General features: G+C 37.5%; 20 protein-coding genes. 12 read left to right on the top strand and 8 right to left on the bottom strand.

The window, feature by feature from the left end; genetic code table 11:
- The first annotated feature begins 94 nt into the window (after positions 1–94).
- The 8 genes from A6E06_RS12085 to A6E06_RS12050 all read left to right on the top strand — a co-directional run bounded on the left by A6E06_RS12085 (position 95) and on the right by A6E06_RS12050 (position 6,167).
- Positions 95–523 (top strand): nuclear transport factor 2 family protein, encoded by a 429-nt coding sequence (locus A6E06_RS12085; RefSeq protein WP_065593475.1) that lies wholly within the window; start codon positions 95–97, stop codon positions 521–523.
- Positions 520–1,257 carry an SDR family NAD(P)-dependent oxidoreductase gene (locus tag A6E06_RS12080; RefSeq protein WP_065593476.1) on the top strand — a complete coding sequence of 246 codons (738 nt, stop codon included), beginning with the start codon at positions 520–522 and terminating at the stop codon, positions 1,255–1,257. Before A6E06_RS12085 ends, A6E06_RS12080 begins: the two co-directional genes overlap by 4 nt.
- Positions 1,257–2,534: an NAD(P)/FAD-dependent oxidoreductase gene (locus tag A6E06_RS12075; protein WP_065593477.1), complete on the top strand. Its 1,278-nt coding sequence runs from the start codon at positions 1,257–1,259 to the stop codon at positions 2,532–2,534. Before A6E06_RS12080 ends, A6E06_RS12075 begins: the two co-directional genes overlap by 1 nt.
- Positions 2,531–3,262 (top strand): DUF1365 domain-containing protein, encoded by a 732-nt coding sequence (locus tag A6E06_RS12070; protein WP_065593478.1) that lies wholly within the window; start codon positions 2,531–2,533, stop codon positions 3,260–3,262. The genes A6E06_RS12075 and A6E06_RS12070 overlap by 4 nt, the downstream gene beginning before the upstream one ends.
- Before the next feature lie 10 nt (positions 3,263–3,272).
- On the top strand, positions 3,273–4,547 hold the full coding sequence (locus tag A6E06_RS12065; protein ID WP_065593479.1) for a cyclopropane-fatty-acyl-phospholipid synthase family protein: 1,275 nt from the start codon (positions 3,273–3,275) through the stop codon (positions 4,545–4,547).
- 81 nt (positions 4,548–4,628) lie between these two features.
- Positions 4,629–5,198 carry a DUF2878 domain-containing protein gene (locus tag A6E06_RS12060; RefSeq protein WP_065593480.1) on the top strand — a complete coding sequence of 190 codons (570 nt, stop codon included), beginning with the start codon at positions 4,629–4,631 and terminating at the stop codon, positions 5,196–5,198.
- A complete protein-coding gene (locus A6E06_RS12055) occupies positions 5,146–5,646 on the top strand; it encodes a chalcone isomerase family protein (RefSeq protein WP_065593481.1) in 501 nt (166 codons plus the stop codon). The genes A6E06_RS12060 and A6E06_RS12055 overlap by 53 nt, the downstream gene beginning before the upstream one ends.
- A 2-nt stretch (positions 5,647–5,648) precedes the next feature.
- Positions 5,649–6,167 (top strand): DUF3833 domain-containing protein, encoded by a 519-nt coding sequence (locus A6E06_RS12050; protein WP_065593482.1) that lies wholly within the window; start codon positions 5,649–5,651, stop codon positions 6,165–6,167.
- Between the two features lie 129 nt (positions 6,168–6,296).
- Here the strand turns inward: A6E06_RS12050 and hxpB are convergent, their stop codons facing one another.
- The 4 genes from hxpB to dalD form a co-directional block, all read right to left on the bottom strand.
- A complete protein-coding gene (hxpB, locus tag A6E06_RS12045) occupies positions 6,297–6,974 on the bottom strand; it encodes a hexitol phosphatase HxpB (protein WP_065593483.1) in 678 nt (225 codons plus the stop codon).
- 68 nt (positions 6,975–7,042) lie between these two features.
- Complete coding sequence (locus A6E06_RS12040) at positions 7,043–8,308, bottom strand: MFS transporter (protein ID WP_065593484.1); 1,266 nt, start codon at positions 8,306–8,308, stop codon at positions 7,043–7,045.
- Positions 8,309–8,395: 87 nt separating this feature from the next.
- Positions 8,396–9,859, bottom strand: a complete 1,464-nt coding sequence (gene xylB / locus A6E06_RS12035; protein WP_065593485.1) for a xylulokinase — start codon at positions 9,857–9,859, stop codon at positions 8,396–8,398.
- Between the two features lie 9 nt (positions 9,860–9,868).
- Complete coding sequence (gene dalD, locus A6E06_RS12030) at positions 9,869–11,236, bottom strand: D-arabinitol 4-dehydrogenase (RefSeq protein WP_065593486.1); 1,368 nt, start codon at positions 11,234–11,236, stop codon at positions 9,869–9,871.
- 206 nt (positions 11,237–11,442) lie between these two features.
- Here dalD and A6E06_RS12025 point away from each other — a divergent pair, with 206 nt between their 5' ends.
- Positions 11,443–12,384: a sugar-binding transcriptional regulator gene (locus tag A6E06_RS12025; RefSeq protein ID WP_065593487.1), complete on the top strand. Its 942-nt coding sequence runs from the start codon at positions 11,443–11,445 to the stop codon at positions 12,382–12,384.
- Positions 12,385–12,453: 69 nt separating this feature from the next.
- On the opposite strand, the gene A6E06_RS12020 is transcribed toward A6E06_RS12025, so the two are convergent.
- A complete protein-coding gene (locus tag A6E06_RS12020) occupies positions 12,454–13,401 on the bottom strand; it encodes a ChaN family lipoprotein (RefSeq protein ID WP_065593488.1) in 948 nt (315 codons plus the stop codon).
- A 181-nt stretch (positions 13,402–13,582) separates the two neighbouring features.
- On the opposite strand from A6E06_RS12020, the gene A6E06_RS19830 reads away from it, so the two are divergent.
- On the top strand, positions 13,583–13,720 hold the full coding sequence (locus A6E06_RS19830) for a hypothetical protein (RefSeq protein WP_141676960.1): 138 nt from the start codon (positions 13,583–13,585) through the stop codon (positions 13,718–13,720).
- A gap of 39 nt (positions 13,721–13,759) precedes the next feature.
- Here A6E06_RS19830 and A6E06_RS12015 read toward each other — a convergent pair whose 3' ends face one another.
- Genes A6E06_RS12015 through A6E06_RS12005 form a run of 3 tightly spaced genes read right to left on the bottom strand, consistent with a single transcriptional unit; the run spans position 13,760 to position 18,066 of the window.
- The gene (locus A6E06_RS12015; protein WP_065593489.1) at positions 13,760–15,640 is read right to left on the bottom strand and encodes an alkaline phosphatase D family protein; all 1,881 of its coding nucleotides are present in this window, start codon (positions 15,638–15,640) and stop codon (positions 13,760–13,762) included.
- A 52-nt stretch (positions 15,641–15,692) separates the two neighbouring features.
- Positions 15,693–17,132 carry a deoxyribodipyrimidine photo-lyase gene (phrB, locus tag A6E06_RS12010; RefSeq protein ID WP_065593490.1) on the bottom strand — a complete coding sequence of 480 codons (1,440 nt, stop codon included), beginning with the start codon at positions 17,130–17,132 and terminating at the stop codon, positions 15,693–15,695.
- A complete protein-coding gene (locus A6E06_RS12005) occupies positions 17,122–18,066 on the bottom strand; it encodes a DUF523 and DUF1722 domain-containing protein (protein ID WP_065593491.1) in 945 nt (314 codons plus the stop codon). Before A6E06_RS12005 ends, phrB begins: the two co-directional genes overlap by 11 nt.
- Positions 18,067–18,217: 151 nt before the next feature.
- Here A6E06_RS12005 and tyrR point away from each other — a divergent pair, with 151 nt between their 5' ends.
- Together tyrR and rimJ are read left to right on the top strand one after the other, a co-directional pair.
- Positions 18,218–19,762 (top strand): transcriptional regulator TyrR, encoded by a 1,545-nt coding sequence (gene tyrR / locus A6E06_RS12000; protein WP_065593492.1) that lies wholly within the window; start codon positions 18,218–18,220, stop codon positions 19,760–19,762.
- An 11-nt stretch (positions 19,763–19,773) separates the two neighbouring features.
- Positions 19,774–20,331 (top strand): ribosomal protein S5-alanine N-acetyltransferase, encoded by a 558-nt coding sequence (gene rimJ, locus A6E06_RS11995; protein WP_065593493.1) that lies wholly within the window; start codon positions 19,774–19,776, stop codon positions 20,329–20,331.
- Positions 20,332–20,446: the final 115 nt, after the last annotated feature.

Here is a 20,446-nt window from a genome sequence, read left to right as displayed (position 1 = left end):
AATAACTAGAGCATCCTATTAAAAGATCACAGGAAGTGATCTTTTTTGAATACTATCGCGTAGTAATTCATAACCTCAATAAGGATATATCATCATGAAGCATTCAACTTTCATTAGTACATTCATTTCTCTTTATGGTGATTTAAATCGCTCCAACCTTCATCGACTCCCTGAAATTTATTCAAATGACATACAGTTTGTAGATGCTATTCATCAGATTAATGGTTTACCTCAACTGACACGTTATTTTGAGCATCTTTACGAAAATATTCTAGATTGTAAATTTAATATCCATAATGTGATTGAATCTGATAATGAAGCTAGCCTTTTTTGGACGATGGAGTATAGCCATCCTAAAATAGGTAAAGGAAAAGTAATTTCGGTGGATGGAACTTCTCATATTAAGTTTAATGAAACGGTTTATTACCATCGAGATTATTTAGACATGGGGCAAATGTTGTATGAACATTTACCGGTTCTTGGTTCAGCAGTAAGGCTGATTAAAAAGAGAATGCAGTCATGAAAACAATATTAATTACAGGAGCAACATCTGGAATAGGCTTGTCGTTAACTCAAAAATATCTTAAGCAAGGATATCTAGTCTATGCCTGTGGGCGCAACTTTACGTCGTATTCGGATATTGAGATATTAAAATCGTCAAAGATATCAGGAAGCTTAATTGAAGTTGTTTTTGATCTTGATGATAGCGATGCCATCGTTGCTGCTCTTTCAAGCGTTGATATGTTAGACATTGTTATTCTAAATGCAGGGACGTGTGAATATATAGATGATGCCCTAAATTTCGATGCTGCATTATTTGAGCGAGTGATCACAACGAATGTAATTTCAATTGGTTATTGTTTACAAGTATTAATACCTAAAATGAAAAGAGGAGGGCATTTAGCATTAATGGGATCGAGTGCTTCCTATGTCCCTTTTCAACGAGCGGAGGCTTATGGCTCTAGTAAAGCCGCGATTCATTATTTAGCTAAATCGCTTCAGTTAGATATATCACCAGATAAGTTCACGATCAGTGTTATAGCACCAGGCTTTGTGAAGACGCCATTAACGAATAAAAATGACTTTCCAATGCCGATGCTAATTGAAGTAGATAAAGCTGCTCAACATATTATGCTTGGTATAGAAAAGAATAAAAAACACATTTATTTTCCATTTCCATTTACGAGTTTTTTAATTTTGATGGGAAGTCTCCCTGACCGTATTTGGCATTGGCTCGCTTTAAGGATGAAACGATAATGAAAAAAATTGCAGTGGTTGGTTCTGGAGTTTCAGGGTTAGTTTGTGCGCATTTATTATCACGAGAGCATGACGTGACAGTATTTGAAGCCAATGATTATATTGGTGGGCACACCGCAACAAAACAAGTGAAGGCAGAAGGAAAAGAGTGGGATATTGATACGGGTTTTATTGTTTTCAATGACAGAACGTACCCAAATTTTATTGAACTATTGACTCAATTAGGGTTAGCAGGGCAAGAGACAGAAATGAGTTTTAGTGTTAAGAATGTAATTTCTGGTCTTGAATACAACGGGCATAATTTGAATACACTCTTCGCTCAACGATCTAATTTATTTAATACTAAATTTTTATCACTGATCAGTGAAATCCTACGTTTTAATAAACAATGTAAAGAATTGTGGAGTGAAGAACAAAGTGATGATCATATCGAACTCGATATTGATGGTACGTTAGGTGATTTCTTGTATCGTAATGATTACAGCAGTTACTTTTCGGAGCATTATATATTACCTATGGGGGCTGCAATTTGGTCTTCTAGCCTGCAAGACATGAAAGCTTTTCCATTGCATTTTTTCATTCGTTTTTTTCATAATCATGGTTTATTGGATATTGCGAATAGACCGCAGTGGTACGTTATTCCTCAAGGTTCTCATTCATACATTCAACCGTTGATTGCCTCGTTTAAAGATAAAATTCATTTAAACAGCCCTGTAACAAGTGTGACTCGACGTCCACAAGGTGTGACATTAGAGATAAACCATCAAGATAAATATGAATTTGATGACGTGATTTTGGCTTGTCATAGTGACCAATCTCTTGCGATGTTGAGTGACATCACAACGGCTGAAAAAACAGTATTAAGTAAGCTAACTTATCAAGAAAATGAAGTTGTTTTACATACAGACGAGAGCCTATTACCAATACAAAAACGCGCATGGGCTGCTTGGAATTACCACCTTGATACCGGCAATAAAAATAACCCATCAAGCGTTACTTATAATATGAACATACTGCAAGGGCTAGAGACAGAAGAGACGACATTTTGTGTGACCCTTAACAATTCTCCTTTGATACATAAAGATAAAATACTAGGGACTTATAAGTATGATCATCCTGTTTTTAATACTGACACGATAGAAGCTCAAGCACGCAGAGAAGAGATTTGCGGCCGACATCATACCCATTTTGCAGGGGCGTATTGGTATAATGGTTTTCATGAAGATGGCGTAAAAAGTGCGCTTGATGTATGTCAGCGTTTTGGTATTAGCCTATGATACATTCTTGTCTCTATCAAGGCGACGTAAGACATCGACGATTTCAAACAAGGCCACATAGCTTTAGTTATCGTATGTTTTTTGTTGCCTTAGACTTGGATGAGTTAGATAAAACAGAAAAAATAGGATGGTTTAAAAAGGGGGATTTTGCGCCCTTGAGTTTCCGTCGCTCTGATTATATAGGTTCTAAAGATGAATCATTAAAAAAATCGGTATGGAATAAAGTAGCGGAGTTGGGAGGGAAAAGAGAGAAAGGAAGAGTGCTTTTTGTCGGACAGGTTCGTTGCTTTGGGATCTACTTTAGTCCAATCAATTTTTATTATTGTTATAACTCTCAAGGTCAACTCACCGATTTGCTTGCAGAGGTGAGTAATACACCTTGGAATCAAACCCATTATTACTTAATAAAAATTGGATCTGAGCAAATCATAGATAAAACCTTTCATGTTTCTCCATTTCTGGATTTAAACATGAAATATCATTGGTTTATTAAAGAACCGAGTAAGCGATTATCCTTACATTTAGAAAACCGTAGCTTAGGTGACCAACAAGAAAAAATTTTTGATGCAACGATAGCGATGACGCGTAAAGAATTTAATTCAAAAAATATACGTCAACAAGTGATCTCTATTCCGATGATGACCGTAAAAATAGTATGGGGCATTTATTGGCAAGCATTGAAATTATTCATAAAAAAAATTCCATTTGTGCCACACCCTAAGCAATAAGGAGAGAGCAATGGCTAACAATCAAATAGACGGACCAGCATTGAAGAATTCAACATTAATCGATGTTAAAAACAATAAATCAATGCGTTGGATTGATAGTATGGCACGTAAAGTGTTATTGGATTATTTAGGTAAAATGACTCAAGCTTCACTGACGATAAACGATGAATTAGGACAAGTTGTTTTGGGGGACCCCTTAGCCTCCCTGCAAGCAGTTGTAGAAATCAATAACACAGAAGCGTATCGAAAAATTTTATTCGGTGGTGGGATTGGTGCGAGTGAGGCATATGTTGCTGGTTGGTGGACAAGTCCAAATTTAACGAAGGTTATTCAGGTATTAGGGCGTGAAGAAGGTGTGCTTGATAGAGTAGAAAATAGCTTTAGTAAATTGGTTCAGTTTTTTGATTTAATAAACCATAAGCGCAACAAAAACACCAAAGAAGGATCGAAAAAGAACATCTTAGCGCACTATGACTTAGGCAATGAAATGTATAAAACGTTTCTTGATAAAGAGATGTTGTACTCAAGTGCTATTTACCCAAATGCCGATGCAAATTTGGAAGAAGCGCAACTATTTAAGTTACACACCATTTGCGAGAGACTAGAACTCAAAGAAGGTGAAACCTTACTTGAAATAGGCACGGGTTGGGGAGCCTTAGCTATTTATGCAGCACAGCAATATGGCGTAAATGTGACCACGACGACAATTTCCGATGCTCAATATGAATTTGCAGAGCAGAGAGTAAAAGCCTTAGGATTAGAAGACCGAATTACGCTTCTAAAACAAGATTATCGTACGCTGGAAGGCCAGTATGACAAATTAGTATCAATAGAGATGATAGAAGCGGTAGGACACGAATACCTAGGCACCTTTTTTGATGTATGCAGCCGACACCTTAAACCTGAAGGCAAGATGCTAATTCAAGCAATTACCATTGCAGACCAACGCTATGACCAATACCGTAAAAGTGTCGATTTTATTCAGCGTTATATATTTCCGGGGGGCTGTTTACCATCGGTTAGTGTGATGGCAAATAAAGTGGCAGAGAATACCGATATGGTGATTACTTCTCTACATGACATAGGGTTAGATTATGCAAAAACATTACGTCATTGGTATGAACGTTTTGATGAGGCGAACAGTGATTTAAAACAAATGGGGTATGGGGATGATTTTATTCGCTTATGGCAATTCTATCTTTGTTACTGCGAAGGTGGTTTTTTAGAGCGTAAGATAAGTACTGTGCATTTAGTGGCTGCAAAACCACAACATGGGGTGTGCTAGTAGTCGACCATTACTTGTATTTACCAATCTAAATATATTGTTAACAATCAATTATTTAGCTTGGTAACTTAGGAGGCTTCAATGTTACGTTATTTCCCTCTAATTAATGCAATCTGGTTTCAATTAGTTTGGTTTGCTGTCATCCTTTATCAACAGCAAGCGATTCCTTTTTTACTTGTTTCAATATTACTTCACCTTTTAGTTTCGCCAACACGGAAAATAGACTTTTATTTACTCATTCTAATTTCAATATTAGGTGTTTTTGGTGATGTATTATTATCATTTACAGGTGTATATCAATTTTCTAATGATGCACTAATACCCGTTTGGCTCATTTTATTATGGTGTCATTTTGGTTTTGCTATTAATCACAGTTTAGGGTGGTTATCTCGTTTTCATCTTGGACTAATCGTTTTAATTGGTGCGGTTGCAGGCCCATTAAATTATTTAGCGGGACATAGATTAGGCGCTGTGGACTTCTCATATTCATATCAAATAACTTTATTTTCAATTGCAGTGATCTGGGCGGTCAATCTACCCGTATTTATTATTATTCAAAAGCGTTTAAGAGCAAAAATAAATAATGAGGGGAAGAGCCATGAGAACACTGATAAGTATACTCACCATAGCAAGCCTGTTAACTATAAATAGTGTGGCTGCGGCGCCATTGCAAGGTTTACAAAGCAGTGGAAAATCAGAGCTGTCATGGTTCTTAATCTCAGTATATGAAGCGCAGTTGTTTACCACCTCAGGACAATTTGTGTATGGGCAGTACCCACAGGCGCTTGAGATTGAATATTATCGTAATATAACAAAAGAAAACCTAATTAAAGCGACCAAAGAACAATGGGAAGAGCAATCAATCAAGCACCCAGATTTAGATTTTTGGTTAGTTGAGTTAGAGCAAGTCTTTCCTGATGTGAAACCTGAAGATAAATTGGTTTTTAGTATTGATAAAATAGGAAATAATCAATTTTTCTTAAATGATAAGCCTATTGGAGCAATAGCAAATAAAGATTTCTCCCAGCTTTTTCTGGATATTTGGGTTTCAGAAAAAACCACTTACCCAGATCTACGTCTTAAATTAATAGGAGAATAATAATGAAAAAGATAGTGCTGCTTATTTTCAGTATTCTATTAGTTGGCTGCTCTTCTCAAGATATTGATGACTATGCAAATATAAGCCCTGAGTTTTCAATGAAAGCTTTTTTTCAAGAGAATTTAAAAGCAGAAGGGATAGTTAAAGATTTCAATGGCACTGTCATCAGAACGTTCACCGTCGATCTTCAAGCTCAATGGAATGGAGATACATTAACACTAGACGAACAGTTTCTATTTAATGACGGTGAAGAACAAGAGAGAACGTGGATTATTCAAGATCTAGGTGATAACTCATACACAGGAACGGCGAGTGATATTCTTGATACGGCTTATGGAAAAAGTGCAGGCAATGCTCTTAATTGGCAATATTCGATGATATTAAAAGTAGATGATTCAGAATATGAAGTAGATTTTGATGATTGGATTTATCAAGTCTCAGATAGTATTGTTATCAATCAAACTGAAATTTATAAATGGGGTATACAAGTCGGTGAAGTTGTACTTGTTATCCGAAAATAAGTAAAACCTTGAAATGAAACATGCCGCTAAACCAAAACCACTCACTTTATTCCCTCGTCGAAGTGAGTGGTTTTTTATATAAGATTAATACGAATAAATCGTTTATTTAAAATAAGAGTAATTTAGTTTTTATGCTACGGCAAAGTCATTTGATAGCATTAATTCATGAGCGAAGAAGCGCTTTAATGTGGTTAAGTTTTCATAATGGCCATCAGCTGAAAGAAATTGCACCTCATTACAATTAGCAGCGACTAAATAGGTGGTCATCTCAGCGTTCTTTGCTGCAGAAAGTCCAGTAAAGCTGTCTTCTATTACGATACATTCATGAGGAGATATTCCCAGTTTTCTTGCTGCAGTCAAATAAACATCGGGGTGAGGTTTTCCAAATTGTTCATTTTCAGCACTGCAAATAACATCGAATGATCCCCATAAATTAAGTCGATTAAAAACGGCGTTGATCACTGTATGAGTTGATGACGTTGCGAGTCCGATTTGATAGCCTGATTCTTTAAAGAATTGAATGATATTAGCTAGCCCCTCCATTGCCTGACCTCGTGTTGAAATACGAATGCAGAGTCGCGTCAGTATATTTTTTTCAAGTACTTTTGGATCAATCTCGATATGATAAGCATGACACCATATTCTGGCTATTTCATCTATTCGCTTCCCCATTGTTAGTCGTTCACATTCTTGAGTGGAAAGAGTAATGCCATATTGCAACAAAGATTCTTTTTGAGCTTCTTGCCAGAATGGTTCTGAATCAATGATGACGCCATCCATATCAAATATAACTGCTTTCTTATTCATATATTCCTTCGTTCTAAAAGTGGATGTGGTAATTATCAAGTTGTATTTACCACATCAAAATAAAAGCGTTATGCTATTTTAATTTCATTTATACTATGGCTAAATCCCGGTTGTTCGACTTTCACTAGATAGGTAAAAACAAACGCAAGAAGATAAAGTACGGTATAGGCAAGTACGACTCCAATCGTGCTGAAATAAGGCAATAAAAGAGCGGCAATTGCCGGAGCTAAGAAGTTAGATAAGCCAGAAGATAGGTTATAAACAGATATAGCAGCACCTTTGTGTTTTGGTTCAAGTGCAGGGAACACTGCCGCCATCGGAACAAATGCTGCGACAAAAATACCTAGAGATATTGCAGGGATCAGTGCCATATAAAAGTTATTGCCAAAGTGTTGAGGTATATAGTAGAAGGCAAGGGTAGATGCGGCCATTCCTAAACAACCAAACCAACGTACTATTTTTATCCACCCAAATTTTTCGCCCATAATCCCCCAAAACACATTTGAGAAGATAGTAGTGAAGAAGAAAACCGTCCATACCTGTAACCAACTTGAGGTAGTAAATCCTAATTCATCAACAAACATCATTGGCATGATTACAGCAAAACCAAAGAGAGATAATGTATTAATAATGCGAATGAAGCTTGAATAGAGAATATTTTTATTTGTATATAGCAAGGTGACTGCACGGCTTAATTCGGTTAATTTCTCTTTAGTAGTCAAATTTTGCATGTGAGTAGAGGTTTTTATATTTCGTAATGAAATCATTGCGATAATGCCACCTATGAAACAAAAGACTAACGATAACCATAGTGTGCCTAATTCACCGATCCACGGAATAGTAAAGCTAGGGATATAACTGCCCGCAACGCCAATACCAATTGAATAGACAGTCCAAAACCAACCTAATGATGAACTCACACTATCACTGCGTACGTTGTGAATAATTATGACAATGAAAGAATATAAGAAGAGGGGATAAGCTAATCCTCTGATCCCGTAAAATAACAGTATGAGGCCATAGTTAGAATTGCCTAATCCAAAAATCAAGAACAGCACGTGGAAGATACACCACATTATGAATCCAATTTTCATTGTCTTTTGTGGTGTAATTATTTCAGCAACAACCCCTGAAACCCAAGCGGATAGAGCAGCCGCTAAACCATATACTGTGAACGCAAGAGAGGCCTGAGTTGGTGTGAACCCAAGTTCTGTCATGTAATGAGATAAAAAGGCCAATTCAAAACCATCACCAGTCATGAATACGGCGATAGCGATATATCCCCATAATAGATTTAGTGGTAATCCTAACCACTGCTTGTTTGTATTTTCCATATATTTCTCTTTCTGTAGGGTAAAGAAAATGAGCACCCTTAATCAATTAAGGGTGCGTAGTTTTTTATTTTTTTAATAATGTATGTTTTATTTATTTCTTAGTATTAAATCATTGGTGTATAGATTTCTAAATTGTGTATATCGAGCAGACAAGTAATCGGTATTTATTGGTTGAGGTTGGTACACTTTATGTATTTCTGGTTTCTTACACACATCAGATAGTGCTTTTCCAGAGGACAGGCACGCGAGTCTCGCAGCACCCAGTGCGCCGCCAGTTTCTCCCCCTTTGTGAGTAACAATTGATATCGTTAATGTATCGGCAAGTAATTGTGCCCAGAATGGGCTTCTTGCTCCACCGCCTACAAGGGAGCACTGTGAAATCTCAGTGCCACTGTCGTTAAGCATTCTGAGTCCATCTGCGATACCAAAACTTACCCCTTCAATTACGGCGTAACCAAGTAAGGCTCGGTTGCTTGAGTGAGTAATACTATGAAATATCCCCTTTGCATTAGGATCGTTATGAGGAGTTCGTTCGCCTGATAAATAAGGTAAAAATAAAGGGGCCTTTGATTTATCTTCTTGGCTTAATTGCTCGATTTCTTGTAGCAACTCGACTTCAGTAATATCAACGAGGCGACAAAACCATTGTAAACAACTGGCGGCACTCAGCATGACGCTCATTTGATGCCAGCGGTTAGGAAGTACATGACAGAATGCATGTACCGCGGCTTCTGGTGCAGGGCAGTAGCTATCATTTACCACAAATAATACGCCTGATGTGCCTAGAGAAATAAATGCATCTCCAGGAGATACGGCACCGATCCCAATTGCACTAACGGCGTTATCTCCGCCGCCACCAGCAACGATAACCGACGGATTTAATCCCCATTGGAGGGCTATTTCTGGAGATAAAGAGCCTGATGAATCGCACCCTTCGATAAGATCAGGCATTTGGCTGCGATTTAGTTCGCACTTATCCAATAAGTAATCAGACCAATCTCGTTTTTCTACATCTAACCATAGTGTGCCTGCAGAGTCGGACATATCTGATATTTTCAAGCCTGTCATCTTGAATCTCAGGTAATCCTTAGGGAGTAAAACGGTTGCTACGTTGGTAAAGTTTTCAGGTTCATTCTTTTTGACCCAAAGCAATTTTGGTGCTGTGAATCCTGGCATTGCTAAGTTACCCGTAATTTTATTTAATTCGGATGCGTTAGCCTCTAATTCAATACATTCCTGGTAACTACGCGTGTCGTTCCATAAAATAGCAGGACGGATCACGTCTCCTGCTGAATTTAACAACACGGCACCATGCATTTGACCAGATAAACCGATGGATTTAATGGTTGCCCAATGTTGTTCGTATTTTTTCCTAAGTGTATTAATCAGATAATCTGTTGTTTCCCACCATTCTTGCGGGGATTGCTCTGACCAATGAGGTTGAGGGCGTTGAATAGTTAACGGCGCACTATGTGAAGCAACAATGTCCCCATTTTCATCGATAATGAGTGCTTTAACTTCAGAAGTACCAAGGTCGATTCCTAAATACATGCTTTTCTCCTATCGAATGAGTGATGAAACGTGGTGAATTTTTTCACGCAGTAGTGCTTCAAAATCATCTCGTTCTGCTAATTCACCAAATAGTGCTTTATCTCGAGCATATATTGCGATCGGATCAGCTGAATTAAACATGGTGTGAACGGATTCACTGTCTAAGATCCCATCTTGGTATTCATAAGGAAGTTCCCCCTTATGCCATTGTTCCATGAAGGTGTAGAAAAGAGCGGGTAATAATGCGGTTGCTGATGGAACTGCCCCACGTTGATAGCATTCGATCATGGTTGGCGTGATCATTGCTGGTATTTTTGAGAAACCATCTGCGGCTACGCGTTGGTTGGTATCTTCAATGTAGGGATTCGTAAATCGTTCAAGTACGACGTCACGGTAGGTAGGTAAATCAATACCGTTGTCACCTAAGCAAGGAATAACATCTTGAGTGATATATTCATCGGCGATGTTGTAGATGTAATCGGTTAATGTACTTTCATGAATAAATGTTTTTCCAACTAATGTTCCAGCCCATGCAATGCAGCTGTGAGAGGCATTAAGAATTCGAATTTTTGCTTCTTCATAAGGAATAACAGAGTCAACCATCTCAACATTAACAGTCTCTAAATTAGGACGAACGTCTTTGAAGTTATCTTCAATAACCCACTGAATGAAGGTTTCGCCCATTACAGGAGCATTATCTGTGATGCCTGTTTTTTCTTTTATGCGGTTTGGAAGTTCAACGGTTGGGCGTGGTGTAATACGGTCAACCATTGTATTTGGGCAGGTTGTGTTGTTTGTAACCCATTCAAGAACGTCTATTTTTCCTGTTAAGGTTAAAAATTCAACGAGTCCATCTTGGAAGCGCTCACCGTTGTGACGTACGTTATCGCAATTCAGTAGAGTTAAACTGCCTGATTTTTGCTCGATACGTTTTTCAAGGATCTTCGTGATCGTGCCATAAATCGTGTCAGAACCACCAGAAAGATCGTGTTTTATAGCGATGTTATTGATCTCTAGTTTATGGTTTGTATCTAAATAGTATCCTCCTTCAGTAACGGTAAAAGCGATGACTTTTGTCTCTGCTTTTGCGCCTTCCTTGATCAGTGGTGCTAAATCATCTTGCCATGGAAGTAATTTTTTTATTGATGTTATTTGTTCATATTTACATTCGCCAGCAGGGCTAATTGTTTCAAGAACGTATTCACCATTTTGTTCGGCTAACGTTGAAACGACATCTTCAGCGTCATTGCGAATGTTTCCTGCTGAAATACTCCATGTATCGTCTCCTGATTCAATCAGTTTATGTAGATACCATGCTTGGTGCGCGCGATGAAATGACCCTAAACCAATGTGTAGCCATGTGTATTTATTGTTCATGTTTTAATCCTCTAGTATTTGATAGCTTGACTATAATCGAACAATTGAAATGATAATTGATCATGGATCACAAATGGTCAAAAGATATTTAATTGGTCTTTTGCTCATTTTAAATCGATTGAAAGGTGTTGAACTAAATGTGTATTAAGAGGAAAATGTATTTTTACTGCTTTTGGTGAGTTACAGAGTGATTAAGGGAGTTTACATTGGCTAAAGATGACAGTTTTAAGCTTGACCAAATGGTGCGATCTGCGTGGATGTATTATGTCTCAGGGAAAAACCAAACAGAAATAGCATCCCAATTAGGATTATCTCGCCCAGTAGTTCAGAGGTTGATAGCGAGCGCAAAAGAGGAAGGGGTTGTATCTATTGGTCTTCATCACCCGATTGCAAGGTGCCTAGACTATGCGGAGCTTCTAAAAGAAAAGTACCAACTAATTGAGTGCAATATTGTTCCTGATAGCAGCGAAGAAGAAAGATTAGATAATGTATCCTTTGGTTGCTTTCAGCTTATGTCTAAGTATTTAAAGAATCAAACCAACAAAATTATTGGTATTGGTTCTGGCTTAACGTTAAAAAATGCAATTTACCGAATAGATTTTGAAACTCCAGAGAGTAAGTGTGTTGCGCTGATCAGTGCAATGGCAGTAGATGGTATATGTAATTATTATGATGACGTACCGCTGTTGTTAGCTCGAAAGTTGCAAGCGAATTATTATCAATTACCAGCACCAAGATACACGCTTTCTCTTGAAGAACATGATTTTTGGCGTAATACGAATGCCTTTAAAAATGTGTCACAAGTAGCTGAATCATCAGATATTATTTTTATCGGAGTGGGTGCTCTTGATAATGCGAGTGCGATTGTGAAGGATGGGTTTATTAGTTTTGATAAAGGTGAAGAACTAAGAAAACAAGGAGCTGTGGGAGAAATATTAGGACGGTTTATTAGTGAGGATGGACAAGTTGTTGATTGCGAAATTAATTCAGTGATCACTAGTTATGACATCCGTCAAAATAATTGCCCTCGAATTGCTACCGCTTGTGGTGAAGAAAAGCGTCCTGCGATTCTTGCTGCTTTAAAAGGTAAATGGATTAATGGGTTGGTTACCGATGAAGGAACCGCTAGATGGTTACTTGCAAGATAAATAGATCTTACTTAGAACGCAAAAACGCTGAGGATCCTCAGCGTTATTTATTTTTTCTTGCTCTAAAATTTACTTGCAAACAAGATTATTGTTACGGTTCTTTAACCCCTTATAGGCCTTCATCATGTTTTCTTTCTTCACAAAACGCTTTGGTGGTGACAATACTTCTAATTGGTAATCCGTATTATTATTCGTAATATTTTCTGTTGGGGAGATAATAACGACATTAAGCTTTGGGTTTAACTTTATTATTTGTGCCGCAGTGCCTAATCCATTTTCAATATGGAATTTCCCAGCAATGTGCATAACTTGAGAATCAGGATGCTCAATTAAGTAATCAACAATACTTTCTGCCATTGTGGCGTCCCATACCATTTGAGCGGCAAATTGCTTTTGCGTTTGCTCTTCATCACCATGATGCATAGAAGCGAGAAATTTTGATTTATAAGGAGATTCTGAGACATCAATGTTTTTTGCTAACCATGACGTTTCCATTGCATCCAATTTGTCTAGGTAATTAATACCTTGTTGGCCTATGCATTTAACAATGGGTTTTGGTGCATTAGACGCAATAATGTCACGATTTCCCGCTTTTGCTATTTCCACCAACGGGCGATAATCACTTTCGTAATTAGGCCATGCATTCGCGTCAGACATTAACGTTTGCTCACCTATTTGACCGGTTAAATATTCGTCAACAACCGTTTGTTTATCACGGCTGAACTGCTCCATAGATAATGCTAATTTAGGGTTTGTTGCAGAAAGTTCTTTAAATAAATCGGTTTGGAAGCGGTGAACTGCCGCGTGAGTGTGCCATTCACCAACCAGAATAACATCAGCTTTTATTATTTCATTAGGTAAGGTTGAAAGAGATAAAGGCAAGCCTGTTGGCGATAGTAATTGATAATCATAGAAACTGGTGATAGCTTGGGAAGGTGCTGATGTTGATTGAATTTGTTGACTGCAACCAGACAACAAAAGAACAGAAGCAAGAGAAAATAAAAGCGTGGATTTCATAATAGAGATTCAGTAGAGAACAGTCCTATAGAGTAGGATAAAACGAGAGATAATTCAATCTTAATAGTAATCATTACCATTCGTAATTGTAAGGTTTGGATTAGATCTTGTATCTCTGTCACAGTACTGCAATTCAAGACTCGTATAATCGGGCTCTTGGAACTCACATAAGGATATTAATATGAGTGCAAATTACCTTGATGAAACGAGGTATCATGAAGAGGTGGAATTAGAGTGGCTAGACGCAATTGAAGCGGGCCTGTACTTCCATAATTCAATAGAGGTTGAGAGTGGTTCTGATACTACCCTCAACGATTAATGTTTTCAATTCTCACTATTTTTAATAGTACAAAGTGATTTAATCACTTGATTTAGGCAAGAAGGAAATAGATTCGCCTTCCGCGGTTAAAATCGAAATCTGTTCCGGCTTGCCTTTTTCATCCAATCTCAATTCCCCGATCGAACTTTTGTTGATTAATTTATCGTTGTTTGTCACTGACGGATCTCGTTTGGTAACAACCAAATTCTTACGTTTAGTAAACCAATTCAACGGAGAGTGTGGGCTATAAAGCACTCTGTCCATAAAATCACAAAAACGAAGTAAGGTATTAGGAAACTCGTTTTTAAACCCACTACAAGTAATTTGGTAGATATCAGGGCTTGATTTGCTGTGACGTAATTTAATGTCATAGGCAAAAGAGTAATGCACATCACCAGATAAAATAACAAAGTTTTGTGGTGTTTTAGGATGAGTAAGAATACTCAATAATGTATTTGCTGAACCGGGATGAGCCATCCAGTTTTCAGCATCAATTACTAACGGTTGTCCTAATAGTGTCATTGTTTTTTGCAAGGCTTCAATAAATTTAACCCCAAAAATAGGCGCAGCAGAAATGATGATAATCGCGTCTTGTCCAATGAGCTCATGCTGAAAATCAAGCATAGCTTCCCAATCCATCAAACCAGAAGGCTTATTAGAATTTGATTCAGAGCGCCAACGACGAGTTCGTGTATCTAAAACGACGACTTTTGGGGTGGTATTAATTGAATAATGCCATTGTTCAAAGCGAGTTAGATCTCTGATGAGAGCGGTGTGTTCGCCATGATCATAACAATGGAAAAGGTGACGAAAACGAGTCAAAAATGTGTCATCAAATTGTTCAGGGTTATTTCCCCAACCTTGGCAAAGAAAGTAACCCATTAAGCCGTTACCGATAACTTGAGCAGCAAGGGGGTGGCCATTGACGGCATTTTCCCAACCAATCGTTAAATTCCAATCATCGGTAATGTCGTGATCATCAAAAATCATATATGTCGGAATATGAGCAAACAATTGTTGAACGTCAGTCAACCCTTGTACAAATTGCTTTATAACAGTTTTTTCTGTTTTCCAGCAAGCTTGCCATTTTTTATCCCATTTCTCTTCGGCATCAGGAAGAGAAATGGGCAAAGTAATGCAATCCCACAAGGTTGGTGACCAAACTAATAGATACATGACGAAGAACTCGGCACATGTCATTAGATGGTTCTCATGCTCACTAGAGCTAAAAATAGGGCGTGATTTATAGACATTCCATCGAGAAAGGAAATTAGTATTGTCTGTATAATGCGGTAAGATCTTATCCCTATGATATAAATTATGTTCATGCGAATACAATTCAGAGCTGGTTGAAATTAGCTTATCGGGCAGCTGTTCTTCGAATAAACCTAACAACGGTATAATTTGTTGAATTGCCATTAACATTGGCCCTGCAACATCATCGGCATAGATCTGATCGCCACTCATCATTAGTAAAGACGCACGATCTTCAATCGCTTGTGTTTTCACTTGTTGATTGGCAATAACTAAACTGTCTTTACTTGGATAATGCGGATTACGGCAAGAACCATGCAAAACGTAATCAGCTTTATCTTTAATTATCAAAGAGAAATGTTCTTCAGAAGGATAGAGCGCATTAGGTATTAATTCGGATAATGCACCATATTGAGTAATGATGTCGTAACCAAGAGCTTGATTTACGGGGAAGCTCTCTTTGCATTGAAGTAGATAAACCCAAGCATGATGGCCAATTTTGATGCATTGTTCATCGGTGATCATAAACTTAAATGCATTACCTTCCCATTGAATTAGGGTATGACCGTCGAGGGGTTCTGAAGTCGTTAGCCATAAGTTGACTTCAGTCGCACTCGATTTCCTAATAATAGGCCCAGCAAGAACTAATGGTAGTGTGTTAGACATCAATTAATACAACTCTTAATAATGGATGAGACCATCATAATACTTGGTATGGCTAACTTGCAACATCCTGAGCTTTGGCATTTTTGTAGATTTCTAGTGTTTTTAATCGTTGTACTGCATGTTCAATAATAGGTTCTACATAATTATCAGGTGTTAATAGTGGTTTGCTATTGGGTTGATGTAATAGTTTTCCTGTTAGTATTGTTAATTCTGGCAACCAATATTTAATAAAAGTGCCATTATTATCAAAGCGTTCACTTTGTGTTGTCGGGTTAAAAATACGGAAATAAGGCGTACTGTCACAGCCAACAGATGCACACCATTGCCACCCTCCATTATTCGATGCAAAATCACCATCAATAAGTTTTGACATAAAATACTGTTCGCCCCAACGCCAATCAATGTGTAAATCTTTAACTAAAAAACTGGCGGTGATCATTCGTAAGCGATTATGCATCCAACCTGTATTATTAAGTTGTTTCATTGCAGCATCAACAATAGGAAACCCAGTTTCGCCCTTGCACCATTGGTCAAATTTATTACGGTCATTATTCCATTGAATATATTTGTCAAAGCTAAGGAACGCTTGGTTTTTAGATAGCAAAGGGTGAAAGTGAAGCAGGTGAGTGTAAAACTCTCGCCAGATGATCTCATCAAGCCAAATTTCTTGTCCCTGAGTTAATTGATTATTTGCTTCTAAATGAAGGCGCATAATGCATTGTTTGGCAGAGATTGCCCCAATGGCTAAGTAAGGCGATACCTGACTTGTACCTTCAATGGCGGGGTAATCCCGTTGTTCGTGGTAATGTTGTGATTTTTCACGACAAAACTGACGCATATTGTTAAGTATTGCTTTGTTTGAAACAGGCCATGCTTTACTTTCACTACTCATCGAGTTAGTAAAATCGTTCTCACTATAACGCAGCAGTGAGTTCAATTGAGGTGTCGATAATTGAACTGAAGCTGTTATTTTTTCAATGGTTGGGAAGTGCTGATAAAAGTACTCTTTCCATGCTTTTTTAAATGGCGTAAAAACCTTATAAGGTTGTTGAGTTTTATTTAATATTTTACCTGGCGTTATTGTGCATTTATCGTCATAAAAAGTGCAGTGAATATTTGGTAATAGATCGGTTAGTTTATGATCTCTATCGAGTTCGTTTGCTTCATACTCTTTATTTGCAAAAAGGTGTGAAACATTAAGATCGTTAAATACCGGTTTTAACGATAAGTGAATGTCTTTGAACCAAGGACAAGAGAGTATGAGTAATGGAATATTGAGTTCACTAAGCTCTTTTTTAAGCTCAATCAACCGTCGTTTAATTAAATCAATTTGAATGGTTGATTTATGATGCTGCTGCCATTGAGATTCGCTGATGATATAAACAGCGATAGTCGGTGCTTGATTAGCAAGGGCCGAGGATAACGCCTTGTTATCCGCGACTCTTAAATCATGCCTAAACCAAACACATTGCATTGTTGGTTTATAAGCCATAGCGTAATCTTAATTCTTGTGGGTATGGATTGAGGAACGATTGTTTAGCTAAATATTCATTAGAATGAATCCCTAAATGATGCTTAATTAAGGTAATAGGGGATAATAAAGGAAGTAACCCTTGATTGTAGTCTTGGATAATTTGAGCTAATTCAACTTTTTGTGGTGATGCGAGTTCTTTTTTGAAATAACCTTGGAGATGCATCAATACATTCGTATTGTTTTTACGAGACGCTCGTATTGTCATTGTTTGCATCAATTGAGTTCGATAAATAGCAAAGAAGTCATTAATGTCATAATCGGCTACTTTGGCCACTAATTTGCCTAAATTTTTGTACCCTACGGTAGAGTGTGACATTAAGGTATATTTATAACGAGAATGAAAGGCAACGATTTTACCGGCAGTAGGTTCACCATCCATTGATTGGTATAAATCGTGTAAACAGAACACACGAGTAATGAAGTTTTCTTTAAGTACAGGATCACTTAATCGGCCATCTTCTTCTACTGGTAGCCAAGGCATTTCTTTCATTAGGATTTGAGTGTAAAGACCAACCCCATTTTTTGTGGCACTGTTTTTACTGTATACCTTAACGCGTTCCATTCCACAGCTTGGCGAATTAGCACATACAATATAGCCACACATATCGGTTTCTTTGAGTCTATTAACTGTTTTTTGAGAGAATTCGATCATTGAATCGGTGTAATCGAGCGATGAATCTTTTGAATCAACCAGCGCGATTCTTTGCTCGTTTGTTATCAAACGTATTGTCGGTCGGGGAACAGACATACCACTGCCAACTTCTGGGCAAATAGGTACGTAAGTAAAGTACGGGGCAAGTACTTTAGACGCGAATTTGTTGCTTTTGTGTCCGCCATCAAAACGTACACTTTCGCCATTTACGCAGGAACTAATACCAACTTTAATATCCATGATTTGACACTCCATTGCTTATTTTTATTATCAATAGCTAATTAAACGAATTAACTCTCTATTTGGTTCACTTCAGCTTGACTCTTTTTTTTTACTCGCGCAAACTGCCTGTAAACATATTGTGACACCCATCTTAGTTAAGGAAGTATTTGTGCGTCTTGAAGTACAATGTAAAGATCGATTAGGACTAACCCGTGAATTACTTGATATTTTGGCTTCTCAAAACATCGATTTGAGAGACATTGAAATAGAAAAAACAGGGTTAATCTACCTTAACTTTCCAGAAGTAGAGTTTGATGAGTTTAGTCTATTAATGGCAAAAATTCGTCGAATTGAAGGCGTAATGGATGTTCGTAAAATCCCATTCCTACCAAGTGAGCGTCGCAATACTGAATTACTAGCGGTATTAAGTACACTTCCTGATCCTGTTTTTTCTATTAGCTTGAAAGGAAAAATAGACAATGCGAATCAGGCCGTTGCTTCTTTATTTGATTTAGATAAAGAGACCTTGATTGGGCAACCAGCGAGCTTATTATTATCTAATTTTAATGTTATTGATTGGCTCGAGAATTCACGTATTCGCCAGCGAGAATCAATGGTAATTGAAGGCATGAATTACCTCATGGAAATCATGCCTGTTTATATTACGGATGATGATAATGCCTCTATTTTAGCCAGCGCGGTTGTCATTATTAAACCGTCAATTGAATCGCAACGAGTTCGTCCATTTTTGTTAGAGCCCTCTAATATTGGGTTTGAACATTTTGTTGGATCATCCACTAAATACAAAAAATTAATATCCCAAGCTAAAAAGCTGTCGGATATTGATCAATCTTTACTGATCCAAGGTGAAACTGGTACGGGCAAAGAAATGTTAGCGCGTGCGTGTCACACTGCGTCGATTCGTTCAGGCAAAGCTTTTATGGTAGTTAACTGTGCAGCGATGCCAGATGATGTCGCTGAAACTGAATTGTTTGGTTATGCTTCGGGTGCATTCCCTAATATGCCAGAAGGCAAAAAAGGGATCATTGAACAAGCGGACGGCGGCACGGTCTTCTTTGATGAAATCAGTGAAATGAGTCCGCTTCTGCAAATAAAATTATTGCGTTTTATTCAAGATGGTAACTTTCGTCGTGTCGGTGAAGAAAAAGAAATTCACGTTGATGTGGGGATTATTGGTGCAAGTAAAAAAGAACTTCTAGATTTAGTTGAACAAGGCCTTTTCCGTGAGGACCTTTACTACCGCTTAAATGTATTGTTTTTAGAAATTCCACCATTACGTGAACGTCCATCAGATGTAGCAACATTATTCGAGTTTTTCGTTGCTCAACTATGCAAAGAATTAAATATTGTTAAGCCTTCGATCTCTGAGGATGTGCATGATTATTTACGCAGTTATTCATGGCCTGGTAATGTACGTCAGCTAAGAAGTTCTACGTTAAAAGCATTGACGCAAATGGATAGGAATCAATTGAATACTTCTCACTTTATGCTGCCAACTGCGGATAGTAGTACTAATATTATAAATATTAATACTGATGGGACATTAGATGAGATCATGAAGTCATACGAGTCAAACATACTTTCTGGATTGTACAGTGAGTTCCCATCAAGCCGTAAATTAGCGAAGCGCTTAGGGGTTTCGCACACCGCTATTGCGAATAAGTTACGTGATTACGGTATTGGTAAGAAGTAGGGAGAAATAACATGGATGTGCATTTTGATTTTGACCATTACCAAGTTCGTTTAATTAAAAGTACAGATTCAGTGATGATTGCGAATTATTTTATGCGTAATCGCCATCATTTAGAGCCATGGGAACCAAAACGTGCGAATGCTTTTTTTACACCAGAGGGGTGGAAACAGCGTTTATTGCAGTTAGTTGAATTACATAAGCATAATTTGGCGTTTTATTTTGTTGTTTTTGATAACCAAAAAAATCAAATTATTGGCACGGTGAGCTACAGTAATATTACTCGTTTTCCTTTTCATGCTTCTCATCTTGGGTACTCTTTGGATGAGAAATACCAAGGAAATGGCATTATGCAACGAGCAGTAAAAAAGACGGTAGATTGGATGTTTTCAGTACAAAAACTTCACCGAATTATGGCGGCTTATATTCCCCATAATGAAAAAAGTGGCAAGGTATTATCTGCCCTTGGTTTTGAGAAAGAAGGTAAGGCAAAAGATTATTTGTTCATTAATGGAGCGTGGGAAGATCATATTCTTACATCAAAAGTGAATAGGGCTTGGAAGGCTGAATAATCGTATTTCGTCATAAAAGTAAGAAAAAATGAGAAAATTGGAAAAGTTAACCATAGAGATGTACTAAGTTTAGTGTAATCTATGTAAGTTAATTTCAATTATTTTAAGATAATGA

Origin of the sequence: Aliivibrio sp. 1S175 (genome assembly GCF_001690985.1) — a bacterium.
Classification (GTDB): domain Bacteria; phylum Pseudomonadota; class Gammaproteobacteria; order Enterobacterales; family Vibrionaceae; genus Aliivibrio.
Note: the sequence above shows the minus strand (reverse complement) of the source record. Positions and strands in the feature narration are given on the sequence as shown.